Annotated in this window: 12 protein-coding genes; 6 read left to right on the top strand and 6 right to left on the bottom strand. The window is 48.4% G+C overall.

Features of this window, described 5'->3' with window-relative positions:
* Window positions 1–77 precede the first annotated feature (77 nt).
* The 5 genes from QM657_RS13275 (at window position 78) to QM657_RS13255 (ending at window position 6,598) form a co-directional block, all read left to right on the top strand.
* A complete protein-coding gene (locus QM657_RS13275; RefSeq protein ID WP_415067176.1) occupies window positions 78–1,235 on the top strand; it encodes an ABC transporter ATP-binding protein in 1,158 nt (385 codons plus the stop codon).
* Window positions 1,232–2,878 carry an ABC transporter permease gene (locus QM657_RS13270; RefSeq protein WP_415067175.1) on the top strand — a complete coding sequence of 549 codons (1,647 nt, stop codon included), beginning with the start codon at window positions 1,232–1,234 and terminating at the stop codon, window positions 2,876–2,878. The genes QM657_RS13275 and QM657_RS13270 overlap by 4 nt, the downstream gene beginning before the upstream one ends.
* Window positions 2,879–2,921: 43 nt before the next feature.
* A complete protein-coding gene (locus tag QM657_RS13265) occupies window positions 2,922–4,046 on the top strand; it encodes an extracellular solute-binding protein (RefSeq protein ID WP_415067174.1) in 1,125 nt (374 codons plus the stop codon).
* Between the two features lie 100 nt (window positions 4,047–4,146).
* Window positions 4,147–5,412 carry a zinc-binding dehydrogenase gene (locus tag QM657_RS13260; RefSeq protein WP_415067173.1) on the top strand — a complete coding sequence of 422 codons (1,266 nt, stop codon included), beginning with the start codon at window positions 4,147–4,149 and terminating at the stop codon, window positions 5,410–5,412.
* Between the two features lie 178 nt (window positions 5,413–5,590).
* On the top strand, window positions 5,591–6,598 hold the full coding sequence (locus QM657_RS13255; protein WP_415067172.1) for a pirin family protein: 1,008 nt from the start codon (window positions 5,591–5,593) through the stop codon (window positions 6,596–6,598).
* A gap of 12 nt (window positions 6,599–6,610) precedes the next feature.
* Here QM657_RS13255 and hxlB read toward each other — a convergent pair whose 3' ends face one another.
* From hxlB to QM657_RS13240, 3 genes are read right to left on the bottom strand one after another with little or no spacing between them, the layout of a single operon-like run.
* Window positions 6,611–7,174, bottom strand: coding sequence for a 6-phospho-3-hexuloisomerase (gene hxlB / locus QM657_RS13250; RefSeq protein ID WP_415067171.1), 564 nt, complete (start codon window positions 7,172–7,174; stop codon window positions 6,611–6,613).
* 3 nt (window positions 7,175–7,177) lie between these two features.
* The gene (gene hxlA, locus QM657_RS13245) at window positions 7,178–7,810 is read right to left on the bottom strand and encodes a 3-hexulose-6-phosphate synthase (RefSeq protein WP_415067170.1); all 633 of its coding nucleotides are present in this window, start codon (window positions 7,808–7,810) and stop codon (window positions 7,178–7,180) included.
* A 24-nt stretch (window positions 7,811–7,834) separates the two neighbouring features.
* Window positions 7,835–9,373, bottom strand: coding sequence for a diguanylate cyclase (locus QM657_RS13240; RefSeq protein ID WP_415067169.1), 1,539 nt, complete (start codon window positions 9,371–9,373; stop codon window positions 7,835–7,837).
* 337 nt (window positions 9,374–9,710) lie between these two features.
* On the opposite strand from QM657_RS13240, the gene QM657_RS13235 reads away from it, so the two are divergent.
* Window positions 9,711–11,285, top strand: coding sequence for a methyl-accepting chemotaxis protein (locus QM657_RS13235; protein ID WP_415067168.1), 1,575 nt, complete (start codon window positions 9,711–9,713; stop codon window positions 11,283–11,285).
* A gap of 57 nt (window positions 11,286–11,342) precedes the next feature.
* On the opposite strand, the gene QM657_RS13230 is transcribed toward QM657_RS13235, so the two are convergent.
* The 3 genes from QM657_RS13230 to QM657_RS13220 all read right to left on the bottom strand — a co-directional run bounded on the left by QM657_RS13230 (window position 11,343) and on the right by QM657_RS13220 (window position 17,240).
* Entirely contained in the window at window positions 11,343–13,130 is a 1,788-nt protein-coding gene (locus QM657_RS13230; RefSeq protein ID WP_415067167.1) for a diguanylate cyclase, read from the bottom strand.
* Between the two features lie 111 nt (window positions 13,131–13,241).
* On the bottom strand, window positions 13,242–15,314 hold the full coding sequence (locus QM657_RS13225; protein WP_415067166.1) for a methyl-accepting chemotaxis protein: 2,073 nt from the start codon (window positions 15,312–15,314) through the stop codon (window positions 13,242–13,244).
* A gap of 126 nt (window positions 15,315–15,440) precedes the next feature.
* On the bottom strand, window positions 15,441–17,240 hold the full coding sequence (locus QM657_RS13220) for a methyl-accepting chemotaxis protein (RefSeq protein ID WP_415067165.1): 1,800 nt from the start codon (window positions 17,238–17,240) through the stop codon (window positions 15,441–15,443).
* Between the last annotated feature and the right edge of the window lie 103 nt (window positions 17,241–17,343).

Raw genomic sequence — 17,343 nt, 5'->3', positions numbered from 1 at the left:
TGATTGATGAAAATGTATAGAATATTGGTTAATAAGAGATAAAAATATACAATACATCCAAAAAGGCGGTGGGAGAAGTGAGCGTAACGATTTCAATTAGCAACGCGGTGAAAAGGTACGGTACAGTGACGGTGATCCCGGATTTGTCGGTCACCATTGAAAACGGGGAGTTATTTACCCTTCTTGGCCCGTCAGGCTGCGGAAAGACCACATTGCTGAGAATGATTGCCGGATTTAATTCCATTGAAGGAGGCAGCTTTCGGTTCAATGATAAAGTGATCAACGACATGGAGCCCGGCAAGAGGGGAATCGGTATGGTATTTCAGAATTATGCGATTTTTCCCAACATGACGGTTCGCAAAAATGTGGAGTTCGGCCTGAAGTACAAGAACATGTCAAAGGAACAGATGAAGGAAGAGGCGGATAAGTTTTTGAAGCTGGTTCACGTGGACCAGTACGCGGACCGGATGCCGGAACGGCTTTCCGGCGGCCAGCAGCAGAGGGTGGCACTTGCCCGCGCTCTGGTAATCAGCCCCGATGTGCTTTTGATGGATGAACCGCTTTCCAATCTGGATGCCAAGCTGCGGGTGGAGATGCGCAGCGTGATCAAGAGGATTCAAAAAGAGGTGGGAATCACCACGGTTTATGTAACCCATGACCAGGAAGAGGCGATGGCGATTTCAGACCGGATCGCAGTCATGAAAGACGGCGTGATCCGCCATATCGGGAAGCCGGAAAATATTTATCAGAGGCCCGCAGATTTATTTGTGGCAACCTTTATCGGCAAGTCCAATCTTTTAAATGCCAGACTGAGAAAAGACGGGGAAAAGGCAGTTGTCGCATTCCAGGGCGGATATGAGATTTCTGTTGATTCCATAAGAGACGAAGAAATCAGAGACAGAGAGGTGGTCGTATCTGCAAGGCCGGAGGAGCTGATCGTTACCCGGTCAGAAAATAGTACAGGAGAACAGGGAATTAAGGCAGTTATCCGGGACAGCGTATTTTTGGGACTCAATACCCATTATTTTGCAGAGCTGGAGACAGGAGAAGAGGTGGAAATCATCCAGGAATCTGAGATCGATTCCATCATTCCGCCGGGAAGCGACATTATCCTGACCATCAATACCAATAAGATCAATGTATTTGATTCAAAGTCCACAGGCAGCCTGATGAAAGGGGTAAAAAACAGCACCATCCTGCCGGAAGGCTTTGAGAGACAGGAGGTGAAGGAATGACCGGGAAAAAGCGAGGTGATTTCTGGAGCGCTGTCTCCGGGGTTTTGCTGGTGATATTTCTGGTGTTCCTGATTTATCCCATTGGGAAGCTTCTGCGGGAAGCGGTTTATGCAGACGGCGAATTTACCCTTGATGCTTTTCATCAGTTTTTCAGCAAGTCGTATTATTACAGCTCTATTTTTCAGAGCGTTAAAATCGGGGTCTGCGTGATGTTCACCAGCCTGCTTCTGGGAGTGCCCTTTGCCTACTTTTACTCTTTTTACAGGCTGGGGGGACGGAAAGTGCTCTTTGTGCTCTGCCTTCTCTGCACCATGTCGGCTCCCTTTATCGGCGCTTATGCCTGGATTTTGCTCATGGGAAATTCGGGGCTGATCACAGGATTTTTAAAATCCATGGGAATTTCCGGAGTTTCCATCTATGGTTTTGGCGGAATTGTGTTCGTGCAGACTTTAAAGCTGTTTCCGCTGGTGGTAATCTATATGAACGGAGCATTCCGGGATATTGACAATTCTCTGCTGGAAGCGGCGGAGAGCATGGGCTGTAAAGGCGTTGACCGTTTTAAACGGGTGATTATGGCTTTGACCATGCCCACCATTTTGGCCGCGGCTCTGCTGGTTTTTATGAGGTCCTTTGCGGATTTTGGAACTCCGGTATTGATCGGGCGGGGATACAGCACATTTCCTGTTCTGATTTACAATCAGTATCTCGGTGAAAACGGAACCAATTATCACTTTGCAGCAGCCATCAGCGTCATTGCAGTGATGGTGACTGCGGTCATATTCCTGATTCAGAAGGTGGCTTCCAACCGGTTTAAGTTCACGATCAGTGCCCTTCATCCGGTAGAGCCTAAGAAGGCTTCCGGTTTTGCCAATATAGCCATGCATGTGTACTGCTATCTTCTTGTGGGCATTTCCCTGCTGCCCCAGATGTATATTGTGAATATGTCTTTCAGGAATTATAAAAACAGTATTTTAAAGCCGGGGTATTCTCTGGTCAACTACCAGAAGGCGATGGAAAAGATGCTGGTCCGTTCCATTGGCAATACCATGATTGTCAGCATTGCGACTCTGGCGGTCATCATCGTCATTGCGGTTTTAATCGCTTATCTGGTGGTAAGGCGCAGCAACTTCTTAAACAATGCCATTGACACGATTTCCATGCTGCCCTATATCATGCCGGGAGCGGTTATCGGTATTGCCCTGGTTGTGGCATTTTCCAGAAAGCCCTTTACCCTTACGGGCTCACTGGTCATCATGGTCATCGCCCTCGCCATACGGCGAATGCCATTTACCAGCCGTTCCGCTACGGCGGCTATGATGAAGATTCCGGTCAGCATTGAGGAAGCGGCTTTGAGTCTGGGAGCGCCCAAGGTGTCCGCATTTGTAAAAATCACGGTGCCTTTAATGTCCAGCGGAATCATATCAGGAGCTGTTTTAAGCTTTGTATCAATTATTACGGAGATGTCTTCCGGAGTGATTTTATATAACAACAGGACCATTACCCTGACAATCAGCACGTATTCCGCAATCACCAGCGGTATTTACGGGGTAGCAGCAGTTTTTGCAACGATTACAATGGCGCTGACAGTAATTTGTCTGGTGATCTATTTGAAATTCACCAAGGTGGAGGATGCGCGCTTGTAAAAGGGTTATAAAGCCCAATTTTATAGAGAGAAGGGAAGAAATTATGATGAAAAGAAGGTTATTGGCAGCAGGTCTTGCAGCAGTTATGGCATTGTCTATGACAGCATGCAGCAGCACCCCAAAGGAAGCGGAAACAAAGGCGGCGGAGTCAAAAACAGAAGCTCCTGCAGCGGCAGAGACAACGGCTGCAGAATCAACTGATTCAGGAGTGCCTTATTATGTGAGACCATCCAGTGAGGTGACCGGAAAAATCACGGTTTATACCACCATGGAAGAGACCCAGCAGCAGGTGTTAAGCGATATGTGGAAGAAGTATTATCCTGACTGTGAAATGGAAATCCAGGCTGATTCCGTAGGAACTCTGGCGACCAGAATCAGAAGTGATGAATCCAGCGATGCAGATGTGGTAATCGGAGGCATGTTTGCTGCAGACGGCAATACGTATCACGATATCCTTCAGCCTTATACAGCAGCTTGTGACAAGGAACAGGGATACCATGACGAGGCTGGATACTACACCTTCTATGATGTTCAGCTCATGTGTCTGGCTGTAAATCCAGCTTTAAGAGACGAGATGGGAATTGAAATCAAGGGCTATGAAGACCTGCTCAATCCTGCTTTAAAAGGAAAGATCATCCTTGCCGCTCCTGATGCATCATCTTCCGGATGGCGTCAGTTACAGACCATACTGGCAACTATGGGTGATGAATTTAATGATGAAAAATCCTGGGAATATATTAAGCAGTTGATTCCTGCAAGCTTTTCTACCACCTCCTCAAAGGATGTTTATAACCTGGTTACCAATGGCGAATACGTAGTAGGACTTTCCTATGAGTCCAGCGTAGTGGCTTTGATCAATGACGGCGCTCCGATTGAGTGCGTTTATATGGAAGAAGGAAATACTGCAATGGCAGGAGGCGCTGCAATCGTAAAGGATGCACCAAACCTTCCAGCAGCTCAGGCCATGATGGACCTTTTATCCTCTGCAGAGTTCCAGGATGCCCGTGCAGTAGCTTCTGCAGGACGCGGCTCCAACACTCTGTGCAACTTAAGCGGTCTTCCTGATGAGGAAACTTTAGCCATCAAAGAACTTGACTTCGCTTATTTAGCAGAGAATAAGGAAAAAATGATGAACCAGTGGAATGAACTGTATGCAGAATTAAACTAAACATAATGGTGTCCCAAAGGTCACAGTCCGAAAAAGTGATGCGTTCGGCAATGGGCTTTTGGGACACTTTTTCCAAAAGCGCGGAAAGGAAAGAGAAAGAATGAAAACAAAGGCTGTGAGAATGTATGGAGAAAAGGATTTAAGGCTGGAGGAGTTTGAACTGCCCCCTATTAAGGAGGATGAAATCCTTGTAAAGGTCATGAGCGACAGCATCTGTATGTCCACGTATAAGCTGGCAGAGCAGGGGAAGAGGCATAAGAGAGCGCCTCAGAACATCGACACCAATCCGATTATCATCGGCCACGAATTCGCCGGAGTGATCGTAGAGGTGGGGGATAAATGGAAGGACCAGTTTAAGCCTGGAATGAAGTTTGCCCAGCAGCCTGCCTTAAATTATAAGGGCAGTCTGGCCTCTCCCGGCTATTCCTATGAGTTTTTCGGCGGAGCCTGCACCTACTGCATCTTTCCTCCGGAGGTGATGGAGCTGGGCTGTCTGATGCCTTATGAGGGGGAAAGCTTTTTTGAGGCTTCCTTAGGCGAGCCCATGAGCTGTATCATCGGAGGGTATCATGGAAATTATCACACCAATAAGAGGAACCATGAACATGCCATCGGAACGAAAGAGGATGGGGACATCATCATCTTAGGCGGCTGCGGCCCCATGGGCTTAGGAGCGGTCAGCTACGGAATCCAGTACCGGAACAAGCCAAGGAGAATCGTTGTGACGGATATTGACGACGCAAAGATCGCCAGGGCCAGAGAAGTCATATCAGAAGAATTTGCGGCCCAAAACGGGGTGGAGCTCCTATACATCAATACCGGGAAAATGGCTGATCCTGTGGAGGAACTTCGGGCCATCACCGGCGGGAAGGGCTATGACGATGTGTTCGTTTATATTCCCAACCGCAAGGTGGCGGAAATGGGAGACCAGCTTCTGGCATTTGACGGCTGTCTCAACTTCTTTGCCGGTCCTACGGACAATCAGTTTAAGTCTGAAATCAATCTCTATAACGTCCATTATATCAGCGCTCATATCATGGGAACAACGGGCGGAAATAATAACGATTTGATCGAAGCCAATGAGCTGGCGGCAAAGGGAAAGATCGAACCGGCCGTTATGGTGACCCATGTGGGCGGCATTGACAGCATTGCAGAGGCAACCTTGAACCTTCCAAACATTCCGGGCGGAAAGAAGCTGACCTATACCCAGTTTGACATGCCTTTGACAGCTATTGAGGACTTTGGGGAGCTGGGAAAAACAGACCCTCTGTTTAAAAAGCTGGATGAAGTATGCCGGGAGAACCGGGGACTGTGGTGCGCAAAGGCGGAACAAATCCTTTTTGAACATTTTGGCGTGGAAGCATAAAAATAAGAGGGGCAGACCTGTTGATTGAAGAAAAACAGGTTTGCCTCTTTGTGATTTTTCTTTTATTGCCCCCTTCATTCTGGTATAATTATATTTATAGTTTTGATGTTCTGTTTTGCTTTATGAAATTCATGAGAGGAAGTTTTAATTTAATCCGCAAGCGAAAGGAGTGATTTTTTTGAAAATACTGGAAAAGCACAAGTGTGACTTTCAACTGAAAACTCAAAATCCCTTCATTGTCTGCATGCATCACAAGGACTTTTTCCCAAAGGGAAATGGGAAGATGGCCCCGGCATCTTATATTCCGGGCAGAGAAGCAGGCAATGACTTTGATCTCAACGCGCCCTGGCGTATGTATCACGGCGATACCATCCCTGGATTTCCGGTTCATCCCCACAGGGGATTTGAAACTGTGACCGTAGTCACTCAGGGAATTGTGGACCACTCGGACAGCATGGGGGCCAGCGGACGGTACGGAGAAGGGGATGTCCAGTGGATGACGGCGGGAGAGGGAATCCAGCACAGTGAGATGTTCCCGCTGATTCATGAGGACAAAGAAAACACCATGGAATTGTTCCAGGTCTGGTTAAACCTGCCTGCAAAGAGCAAATTTGTGCCGCCCCACTATAAAATGCTGTGGGCGGAGGAAATTCCCGTGGTCAGAGAGCGTCAGGAAAGCGGAAGCCTTGAGATCAAGGTGATTGCCGGGGAGTATAAGGGGATAAGAGCCCTTGACCCCACACCGGAATCCTGGGCTGCAGGTGAAGAAAATCACGTGGGCATATGGCTGATAAAGATGGAAGGGCAGGCGAAGCTGACCATTCCAAAAGGAACTTCCACCATGAGCAGAACCCTGTATCACTATGAGGGAGATTCTGTTGAAGTCGAGGGGGAGGCTCTGGAAGAGAGATATTACCTTGATTTAAAGGCTGATGAAGAAATACGGATCAGCAGCAAAAAGGGGGAAAGCCGCTTTTTACTGCTGGAGGGAGAGAGGATCAATGAGCCGGTGACCGCTTACGGGCCTTTTGTCATGAATACCCAGGAGGAAGTTATGCAGGCTTATTCCGACTACCGGAAAACCGGTTTTGGCGGCTGGCCCTGGGGCAGTGATGCTCCTGTTCATGATAAGCATGAAGGACGGTTTGCAGATTATGGCAAGGGGAAAAAGGAATACCGCCCTTAAGGAATCCAGGTTCTATTCCAGATTGCCGTGCCGTTTGATCAAATCTTCATTTGTCTGATGGAGCCGTTCTTTTAAAAGCATGATAATCCCGTCACAGGTCAGCCAGCTAAGCTGTTCGAAGCTGGAGCCGATGGGTTGGATGGAGTCAAAGCTGTTGTGATCTTTAAGCCTTGTGGTTCCGGGAAGAAGGATGGACTGATCCGCCATTTGCCCGATATCCTCATCGGGCTGTAATGTTATAGTAAGAATGCGGGCACCCAGGCTTTTTGCTTTTTTTGCTGTTTTGACCAGGGTGCCTGTTTTTCCTGAGCCTGATAGGATGAACAGAATTTCGTCTTTTTCGATGGGAGGCGCGGTCACATCTCCTGCGATATGGCAGGTAAATCCCAGATGCATCAGGCGGTTGGCAAAGGCGCGCAGGACACAGCCGCTCCTTCCTGCCCCGGCCAGAAAAATCCGTTTTTGGGATTGGGCGGCTTCATAAAGCAAGTCACAGACGGCGTTTAATTCCTCTTCCCGGATGTGGCCGGCCAGGGAAGAAAGTTCCATGAGTATTCTTTCTACTGTATTTTCCATACTCTATCTCCTCATAAGGGCTTTGTGAATTTCTTCGGCGGCGGCCTTAGGATCACTGGCGTGTGTGATTCCGGAGCCAACGATGATCACATCGGGCCCGTATTCCTGATAGGCTGGGAGGGTTTTCACGGAGATTCCCCCAGCCACCGATATTTTTGCCTTCCTGACAGTGTTTTTCATGATCTTTAAATCGTCTAAGGGAGTCCTTCCGGCGGCCTGTTGGTCCACTCCGATGTGAACGGAGACAAAGTCAGCTCCCAGCTCTTCCATCTTTTTGATCCGGCTTTCTAAGTCAGAAACGCAGATCATGTCCACGACGGCCTTTCCCTTATACTCCCTCGCTGCATCCACACTGCCCTGAACGGTCAGGTTATCGGTCACGCCCAGGACGGTGATGTAATCGGCCCCGGCCTTTAAGGCTTCCTCCGCTTCATAATAACCGGCATCCATGATCTTTAAATCTGCCAGCACTTCTTTTTGGGGAAATTTCTCCTTCATGGTCCGGACCGGAGTCATTCCGTATTCTATGATCATAGGGGTTCCTATTTCTATGATATCAATATAATCATGCACTTCCTCTACCAGTTTCACCGCATTTTCCAGCGATATATCATCAAGTGCCAGTTGAAGCTTCATGTTGTCAATCCTCCTTATTTTTCATCATTGCAGGGGACGGGGCAGGCCTGTGAGGTTTTTAGGCGATTCATAGAGACAGACCCGGTTTCGTCCTGCGTGTTTGGCCTGATATAGAGCGGAATCCGCCTGACCCAGCAGATATTCCAGGGAACAGACCGTTCCGCCGGGACAGTAGACCACGCCGATGCTGGCAGTCACTGTGACTTTGGCACCTTTATAGGAAACAACGATGTTTTCAATGCTTTTTCGAAGCTCTTCTGCGGCAGCCACGGCCTGTTCCGGGGAAATGTCCTTCATCAGGACCGCGATTTCCTCGCCTCCGTACCGTCCGATAAGGCCTGTTTTTTTAAACTGCTTTTTCATATGTTCCGAAATTGCTTTTAAAACCGCATCTCCGCAAGGGTGGCCGTAAGTATCATTGACCCGTTTAAAGTGGTCGAGGTCCAGCAGCAGAAGGGAACAGGGGATGAGTTCCTTTTTGCCGGACTCCAGAATAAAGTTTGCCAGATCAAAGAATGCGCCCCGGTTGTAAATCTGCATCATGGGGTCCAGCATGGCCTGGGCCCTCAGCTTTTTAAGAAGGGCCTCTTCCTCGGTGATGTCCCGGAATACGATACACAGGGTGTTGTCTTTTCCTGTCTGCAAAATTTTGGTCTGGGTGGCCTTGTAAGAGCGCATCTCATTTTCCGACTGGATGTGAAGCTTGCCTTCTTCTTTAAAGCCTTTTACCTGCTTTAAGCTTTCCCCTGCCTCCAGGAGATTTAACTGGGGAAAGAGCCGTTTTGCCGCCTTGTTGGCATCCAGGAAGTTCAATTCATTGTCACAGACAATAAAGGCATCCTCCAGGGATTCGATCACCTGGAGCCGGGCCATGGAAGCGGGGCTTAACAGGTTCTGGCGCAGGACGGAATAGACCAGCAGCGACAGGGAAATGGAAAGAGTGAAGGGGTTAGGGTCGTAGGAGTTTGACAGATAGGAAAAGCTGTAAAAGCCGGCAGCCACGAGGGGAAAGAAAAGGGCGGCTAAAAGCACTGCACTCTGCCGCCTTTTCAGCCGGTTGCCATTTTTTAAATGTATTAATATAAGCCGGAAGCAGAGAAAGAAGCATACATAGTTCCAGGCAGAGCCCAGGTAGTAAAGCGGGCCATGACCGCCCCGGCAGCTTGCAATGTAACCGTTGTGAATATACGTGATGTCCGTGTAGTAAAGACGGAGAAAGGGGTATGCCTGAAAGGCAGCCAGGGTGATAAAGGGAACGGAAGTTAAAAGGCAGGACTTTAAAAAGCCAAAGCGCTTTTCCCCATAGACATCCCGGATGAACAAATAGGAAACAGGGAGGATGAAAGGCGATCCTAATTTCTGAATCCGGACCCCGTAAAAGGCAGCTTCCAAAGAGGAGGCCGTGGCTTCCAGAAGGAATCCAAAGGTGTACAGGAAGATGGATACGGAAAGAGAAATCAGAAACAGCGCTTTCTCGGCGGAGTGATTTACGATGGCATATATCATCAAAAGGCAGGAGAATACGGTTATGGTTAAAATAAAAATGATAAATATATTTCCCATGAATTTCACCCCTCTTTCTTATGATATCCCAGGTGTTTTTTACCTCTGGTTTCAAAAAAAGTGGAAAATCGTCTATATTATATATTATATAACAAAATGGAGCGGTTTTCAATCTCAAACACTGTAATTTTGCCGGCTGGCATTATGGATGAGGCCTTTTTTTAGGGGATATTTTTTAGCGGGTTTGATGTATTTTGATTGACTTCTGATATCTTTAATTGTAGAATATTTTATGTCGATATATGTCAAGAATTGTTATTATTACTATTATTTTGTTTTTCATAAAAGTCAGGAAATACAGAGCTTTTTATTAAAAATCCTTAAAGGAGGTGTAGATTTGAGTATTAAAAAAATTATTTACAGCGCTATGGTTTGTCTTGCACTGTTAAGCGTGATCAGCACAGGTCTGATGTTTTCGCTTCTTGATCAGAACCAGAGCAACGGCAAGATCGTGAATTACTGCGGGGTGGTGAGAGGTGCCAGCCAGCGCGTCATGAAGCTTCATCTGATGGGACAGCCTGTGGAGGAAGCTGTCGCAAAGGTGGAAAAAGCCATGGACGGACTCATTTCGGGAAGCCAGGAGCTTGGGCTGCCAAAGCCGGGAGACGAAAAGCTGGTGTCCCAGATGCAGGAAATCCGTACATACTGGAAAGAGCAGGTACTGCCTTTACTGACTGAGGACCCGGAGCAGAAGCTGCTGGAAAACAGTGAGGAGCTGTTTAACAAGAGCAACAGCGCCGTTTCCCAGGCTGAGAAGTATTCGGCTCAGGGAATTATCAGGCTTAAGGTGGTGACCGTAATCACTTTGGTCGTCAACCTGGCTTTCATCGCCTTTATCTTTGTGGTCATCCGCAGCAAGGTGCTGCTTCCCATCAAGGTGCTGGAAAAGGGTATGGAGAATCTTTCTCAGGGAGATCTTCAGACTGAAATTGCATATTCCTCTACCAATGAATTGGGAATGCTTGCCAACAGCATGCGAACCTCCATTCAAATCCTTTCCGAGTACATTTCCCGAATCGGAAGCGCCATGGAGCAGATGGAGCAGGGAAACTTCGACCTGCCCCTTCAGCAGTATATCGGAGACTTTACCAAGATCGGAATTTCCATGGAGAAGTTCTCCACCCAGATTTCTGAAATCCTCATGCAGCTTAATGTGACATCGGAGCAGGTGTCTGCAGGTTCCGACCACGTTGCTTCAAGCTCCCAGCTTCTGGCAGAGGGCGCTGCAGAGCAGAGTGCGGCTATTGAGCAGCTTTCTCAGGCAGTAGGGGAAATCGTGGAAAAGATAGACTATACCACGGAAAATGCAAGGCGCTTTAACGACAAGGCACAAAAGATGGGGGCCAGCCTCGATGAGAGCGAAAGGAAGATGTGGCTTCTGCTTAAGGCCATGGACGACATTCGCAGCAATTCTGAGGAAATCATTAAAATCAATAAGACCATTGAAGACATTGCATTCCAGACCAATATTCTGGCGCTTAATGCGGCTGTTGAGGCCGCCAGAGCCGGGGAAGCGGGAAAAGGATTTGCGGTGGTGGCTGATGAGGTCCGCAACCTGGCGGCCAAAAGTGCGCTGGCAGCCAGCAACACCTCAGAGCTCATCGATGTTTCCGTCCGTTCTGTGGAAACAGGCAAGGAATTAACGGATTCCATGGCGCAGACCATGAGCGATGTGTTAAAGGATGCGCGGGAGATCGCCCTTGGAATCGGAGATATTCAGACGGCTTCCCAGGAGCAGAGCCTTTCTATTTCCAATATCACCATAAACGTGGATCAGATATCTTCTGTCATACAGTCCAACTCCGCCACTGCCCAGGAGAGCGCGGCAGCCAGCGAGGAGCTGTCTGCACAGGCAAGGCTGCTGAGCAATCTGGCAGGCCAGTTCACATTAAAACAGAACCGGGGATTTTAAAGTTAAATATAAAAAACAGATGCCGGGAAGTGGAAGCTTCCCGGCATCTGTTTTTATTTAGCTGTGATCCTGCATGACAGTGATATGGTAATTGTTCCGTCCGTTTCGTTTCACGTGATACAATGCTTCATCAGCGCTCTTATACAGCTCTGCGAAGGTGGTCCTGAGACGGGGATTGAATGCCACTCCGATGCTGACGGTGACGGAAATGGAGCTGTTTAAGTGGGGGGCCGTATAGGTGCGGGCGATCTGGCTGCACTTATGGCTGATGAGCTCTTCGGTAATGCCTCCTGTCATAAATATGCAGAATTCATCTCCGCCTATTCTGCCCACAATATCGGCATTGCGAAAGGAAACCTTTAAGGCTCTTGCGATCTCTCCCAGGACTTTATCTCCAGCAGGATGGCCGTAGGTGTCATTGATCTTTTTAAAGTTGTCCACATCGATGACAAAAAGAGCGCTGGAGTCTTCAAACAGGGAGCAGGCTTCTTTGATTAAGGTGCGGGTTGTGTCCGGGTTATAAAGGCCTGTAAGGCCGTCGGTCTGCGCCTTCATGTGAAGGGCCTTGATTTTTTCCTTTTCTTCCCGGATATTGGTCAGTTTTCCTATGATGAATTCCGTCTTCCGGCCCCTGTCGTGCATCACAAAGTTCACGACCCGGAACATCCCGGTTTCCCCGTCTTCTAAAACCATGGCGATCTCGTATCCGGCTTTATCCGTATGGAGGAGATCATTTAAGTAAAGCTGGGGGTCACTTCTCCACTGGCTTTTCCGGAAATTTTCTATTTTATGCGGGACGCCTAAAAGGCTGCTCAGTTCTCCGGATAAGGATAATAAGTCCTTTTTCACATCGTATTGATAGATGTATTCGCCGGAAAGATCTGACAGGATATGATACTGCCGGACCTGGCCTTTATAAAGGCTGTAGGAGCGGTAAATAACCAGCAAAAGCAGGAGAAATAGAAGGATCGTTGCGAAGAGAATCAGTATAATTTCTTTTCCATAGGTGTTGATCACCTGAGGCAGGGAGATTTTTCGGTCAATTTCCGAGGCGCTTTGCAGGATGATGCTTTGGAGCTCTGATTCCGAAATATTGTCCAGAGCCTTGCTGATAATGGAAATGAGGCGTTCATCTGTATTTAAGTAGAGAAAGAAATACTCTCTGGATTCCATTTTCTGAGGGATGGTGATGATATTTTTATATCCGTTCTTGATTGTGTAATATGCGATGGAAAATTCATTTCCGAAGCAGTAGTCCGCTTCTCCTTTTTCCACCGCTTCCATGGTGGCCTCCCGGCCCGGATAGAATTTCACCTTGCTTTCATCGACTCCTGCGGGCAGCAGTCCGTCTGTTACAGCAGCAAAGGTGTAGTCGGATAAATTGGAGGCATCCACTCCGTTGTGCATGAAAACGGCTGTCTGGGAGGTTAAAAAGGTTTTGGAGCGGGGATTGTTTTCAAATTCTTCAGGGAGATACTGGGTGGTCATTCCTCCGAACACATCGACTTTCTGCGTCCTTGCTGTCCCTTCCATACGGGTGATCCCTTTGGTTTCTTCGTATTGGAAAGTTAAGCCTGTCTGGAGGGAGACGTTATCCAGTATTTTTCTCATAATCCCCTTTGCTTCTCCGTTTTCAAGGTATATGACCGGAGCAAAGCCCTGCATGAAAGCGATGGTGACAACAGGGTGGTCCTTTATATACTGCTGTTCCTCCGAAGTTAAGGAAATGGGGGCTGGCTGGGAAATGCTGCCAGCCTCCAGGGCTGATGCCGGTGTACTTAAAACAGAGGAAAAAATTAATATTAACAGGAAGAATTCCAAAATACAGTGCTTTTTTGGGCTCATAGATCTACCTTCCGTCTTCACTTTATTTAGAGTGCATCTTATCCTTGATAGTATATCGGCTTCTGATAAAAATGTAAAGCGGTTCCTCCCTGACTTCTGTTATTCCGGTTCTTAATATTTGCTTCCCCATTCTTCCCTGACAGAGAACTCCAAAGGCGCTTCATAGGGCTTGGCTGCTTTTAAAACAGGGACGGGTTCTGACACGGTTTCTTCTTTCAGCTTGAAGTTGGAGATCAGCTCCTTTAACAGGCTTGACTGGCCTGACAGCTCTTCGCTGGCAGCAGCGCTTTCTTCGGCTGTGGCGGCATTGTTTTGTACCACTGCGGAAATCTGCTCCACGCCCTGATTGACCTGTTCAATGGCTATGGCCTGATCGCCGGTGGCTTTTGCGATTTTATCAATTAAGGATACCACTTCACCGGTGGTGGCGGCACTTTCAGATAAGGATCTGGCTGTCTTTCCTGCGATGTCAGAGCCTTTTCCAACCGCTGCCAGGGTTTCCTCGATCAGTACGGTTGTATTTTTTGCCGCTTCTGCGGATTTGCCCGCCAGATTGCGCACCTCATCTGCCACAACGGCAAAACCTTTTCCGGATTCTCCTGCTCTTGCGGCTTCCACGGCTGCGTTTAAGGCCAGGATATTGGTCTGAAAGGCGATGTCATCGATTGCCTTGATGATCTTGGAGATTTCAGAGGATTTCATGGTGATGCGCTCCATGGCCCCGATCATTTCTTTCATCTGCTCATCGCTGTTTTTCAGCTCCTGTCCGGCTGATGCGGCTTTTTGGCTCACCAGCCCTGCATTGTCCGCATTCTGCTTGATCTGGTTTGCTATTTCAGCGATGGAGGCTGACAGCTCTTCCACAGAGCTGGCCTGCTCGGTGGCGCCCTGGGAAAGAGCCTGGGCGCTGTTTGCAACCTGATCGGAGCCGTCGGATACCTGATCGGCTGCCCGGCTGATCTGCTGTAAGGTGGAGTTTAAGCTTTGGGCCAGGGCGGTCATGTTGGTTTTGAGCTTTTTAAACTGGCCTATGTAATCCCTTTTTAATTCCACCAGGAGATTGCCGTGGGAAACCTGGCTTAGGGCGTCGGATATTTCGTCAATGTATCCCTGGTAATCCACCAACCTGTCAATGGTGAGGTTAAAGGCCTGTGAAAGCTGTCCCACCTCATCTTTTGAAGCGACAGAGAGCTGAACATCAAAGCTGCCGTCTGCGATCTCCTTTGCGGCTGCGGTTACGGCTTTGATGGGCTTTGTCATGCGGTGGCTGACAACGTAAATGATAGCCGTGCCTGCCAAAACAGCGATGGCGCAGACTCCGATGAGAAGGTTTCTCATGCCCCGGACTTCTTCTGATATTTCTTCCGCTTCCACGCTGACTGCCATGATCCAGGAAGTGTCTTTTACGGGAGAGAAGGCTGTGATATAATCTTTGCCCTCATACCGATATTCCCCGCTTCCCACAGTTCCGGTGAGCATTTTTGTCTCCATGAAATTTGCCATTTCCTTCATGGCCGGGTCTGTTTCTGCTGATTTTAAATAGTTGGTCTGGCTGTTCACCATATCCCGGTTCTTATCGCCTACGGCGGTTCCCTGGGTGTTGACTGCATAGGCAAAGCCTGTTTTTTTGTAGCTGACCTCACTGACGATGTCACTCATGGTCTGGCCGTCTTTTCTGCCGTAAAGCACGCCGATGATCTGGCCGTTTTTATAGACGGGAGCCGCATATAAAATTACGGGAGTTCCTGTAACGCTGCTGATGAGAACGTCTGAAACGGCTGGATTTCCTTTTAAGGCCTCCTGGAAATAGGCCCGGCTGGCGATATTGGTCGTCTCTTTCTGTGAATTAAAAACAGTGCTGTCCCCGTTTTTGTCGGCAAAGGCGAAGGCTAAATATCCGGTCCTTTTAGCTTCGTTTTCATAAAAACGGATTTTTTCTTCCAAAGACACCCTGTCATCTGAGAGCATGGGAAGCTGTGCCAGAGAATCCACATACCGTTTTTCTACCAGTGTTCTGGCGTGGATGTACTTGGCTTCTTCCATTGCGATCTGTTTTAAGTCATCGTGAGCGCCATCCATCAGCTTTTTAGTCATTAAGCTGACCGATATATAGCCCAGTGTTGCGGTAAGAACCAGTATGACTGCGGTAAAAACCAGTATCAGTTTTGTTTTCATTGATTTCATGATAAACCCCTCCAATTCGTGTGTTGTTTTAGTAGTTTCCCCAATATAGAAAAAAGTGCCCTTCAACAGCCAGGAAATTGCTGTTGGAGGACACCCTCACTTTCAGGAAGCCTCCGGTTTCCTGGATCAGTATTTCGTGGAAAAGAATGCGTCTTCAGCTTCTTCTGAGTAGGAGGAAAATTCCGGAACACTTCGGAAACGTTTCTCCCCTGATCCTGTATTCAGCCGGAATTTTCCGACCTCTTCACGCAGCATGTTGGCCTGTGCGCTCATTTCTTCGCTGGCAGCCGAGTTTTCTTCGGCAGTGGCAGCGTTGGTCTGAACAACGGCTGACACCTGCTCCAGCCCTAAACGGATCTGCTCGATGGAGGAGGCCTGATCGGAGGTGGAGAAGTTGATTTTATCGACAATGTCGTGGATTAAATCCGTGGTCTGGCTGATTTCCTCCAGAATCTCAGCGGTCTTGCGGGTGATTTGAGTCCCGTCATGGACAGCGTTTACGGAATGCTGGATTAAGTCAGCGGTCTTCTTGGCTGCTTCTGCTGACTTGGCAGCCAGGTTGCGTACCTCATCGGCAACTACGGAAAAGCCCTTTCCGGCTTCCCCGGCTCTGGCGGCCTCGATAGCCGCATTGAGGGAGAGGATGTTGGTCTGGAAGGCGATGTCTTCGATGACCTTTGTGATGTTGGTGATCTGGTCGGAGGCGGAGCCGATGTTGTCCATGGCGCTGGTAAGCTGATGCATGTGCTCGCCGCCGTTTTTCACATTGAGGCTGGTCTGCTCCACATACTGAACAGCCTTTTGGGCATTTTCTGAATTTTCCGCAGCCTGTACGGAAATGGTGGTGATGGAGGCGGACAGTTCTTCTACAGAAGAAGCCTGCTCCGTAGACCCGGCAGCCAGCGCCTGTGCGCCGGAGGAAACCTGTTCAGTTCCGGTGTTCACCTGCTCAGCAGCGCTTTCGATCATGGAAAGTGTGCGGCTTAAGGCGGAGGTTGTCCTTGTGAATGCTGTTTTAAGGGCTTCAAAGTCTCCGATGTAATCCAAGTCCACGGAAAAGCTCAAATCTCCGTTTGCGATGAGATTGAGTTTTTGGATCACATCCTGAATATAAGAGTTAATAGAAGCATTGGTCTTTCTGATGTTTTCTGCCAGGACGCCCATTTCATCCCTGCTTTCATAGGTGATGGGGGTGTTTAAGTGCCCTTTGGCCATTTCCCTGTAAGCCAGGTCGATTTCATTGACAGGAGCCAGAATGGACTTGCAGATGATTCTTGCAATGAGGAAGGTCAGCAGTGCAGAAATCAGTGCGGATAAAAGCAGTATCACCCAGGATTTGGTCAGAAGAGCCTGGGCCTCTTTTTTCTGGGAGGCTGCAAAGTTATTCTGTATGTCGGAAAAGCCGGTAAGAATGGTTTCTGCCTGTTCAACGATTGGTCTGTACTGTGTGTTAAATAACTCGTAGGCCTGTTTCTCACTGTCTTTTGAGCCGCCGGTCAGCAGGTTTCCGATCTCTTCCCGGCTGGTCTTGGCCTGGGACAGCAGCTCCCGTAACTGGGCGATCTCATTGGCCCTGGCATTTGAGGACTGGTTTCCGGCAAAGGCTTCCAGTGCGCTTGCGATATTTGCGGCTTCCGTCTGTGCGTGGGTTAAGTTGTCCTTCATATCCTGGGCATCTTCATCAAGAATTGCCTGGAGTAAGTATCTCTGGGTGGAAATGAGGCTCGATTTCATGGTCCAGGTGCTGCCGGTATTTGGAACGGTATAACGGTAATAGCGCTCCACTTGAAATCCGATGTTCTTTGCATTGAGGGCCGATAAGCTGGAAACGATAAGGAGAATCAGCAGCATGAGGCCGAAGCTGACAACCAGCTTTTTGCTAATGGACAAGTTTTTAATGAATGAGGAGCGTTCCTTCTGTTTCATTGGTTAGTCTTCCTTTCGGGTGATTTATGGCGCCTGGAATCCCGTGAAACCGGAGGCCATAAGCAATATATAATATATCGGAAAAACTTTCCCAATCATAAGA

This window comes from Lacrimispora sp. (assembly GCF_047605665.1).
GTDB lineage: Bacteria > Bacillota > Clostridia > Lachnospirales > Lachnospiraceae > Lacrimispora.
Note: the sequence above shows the minus strand (reverse complement) of the source record. Positions and strands in the feature narration are given on the sequence as shown.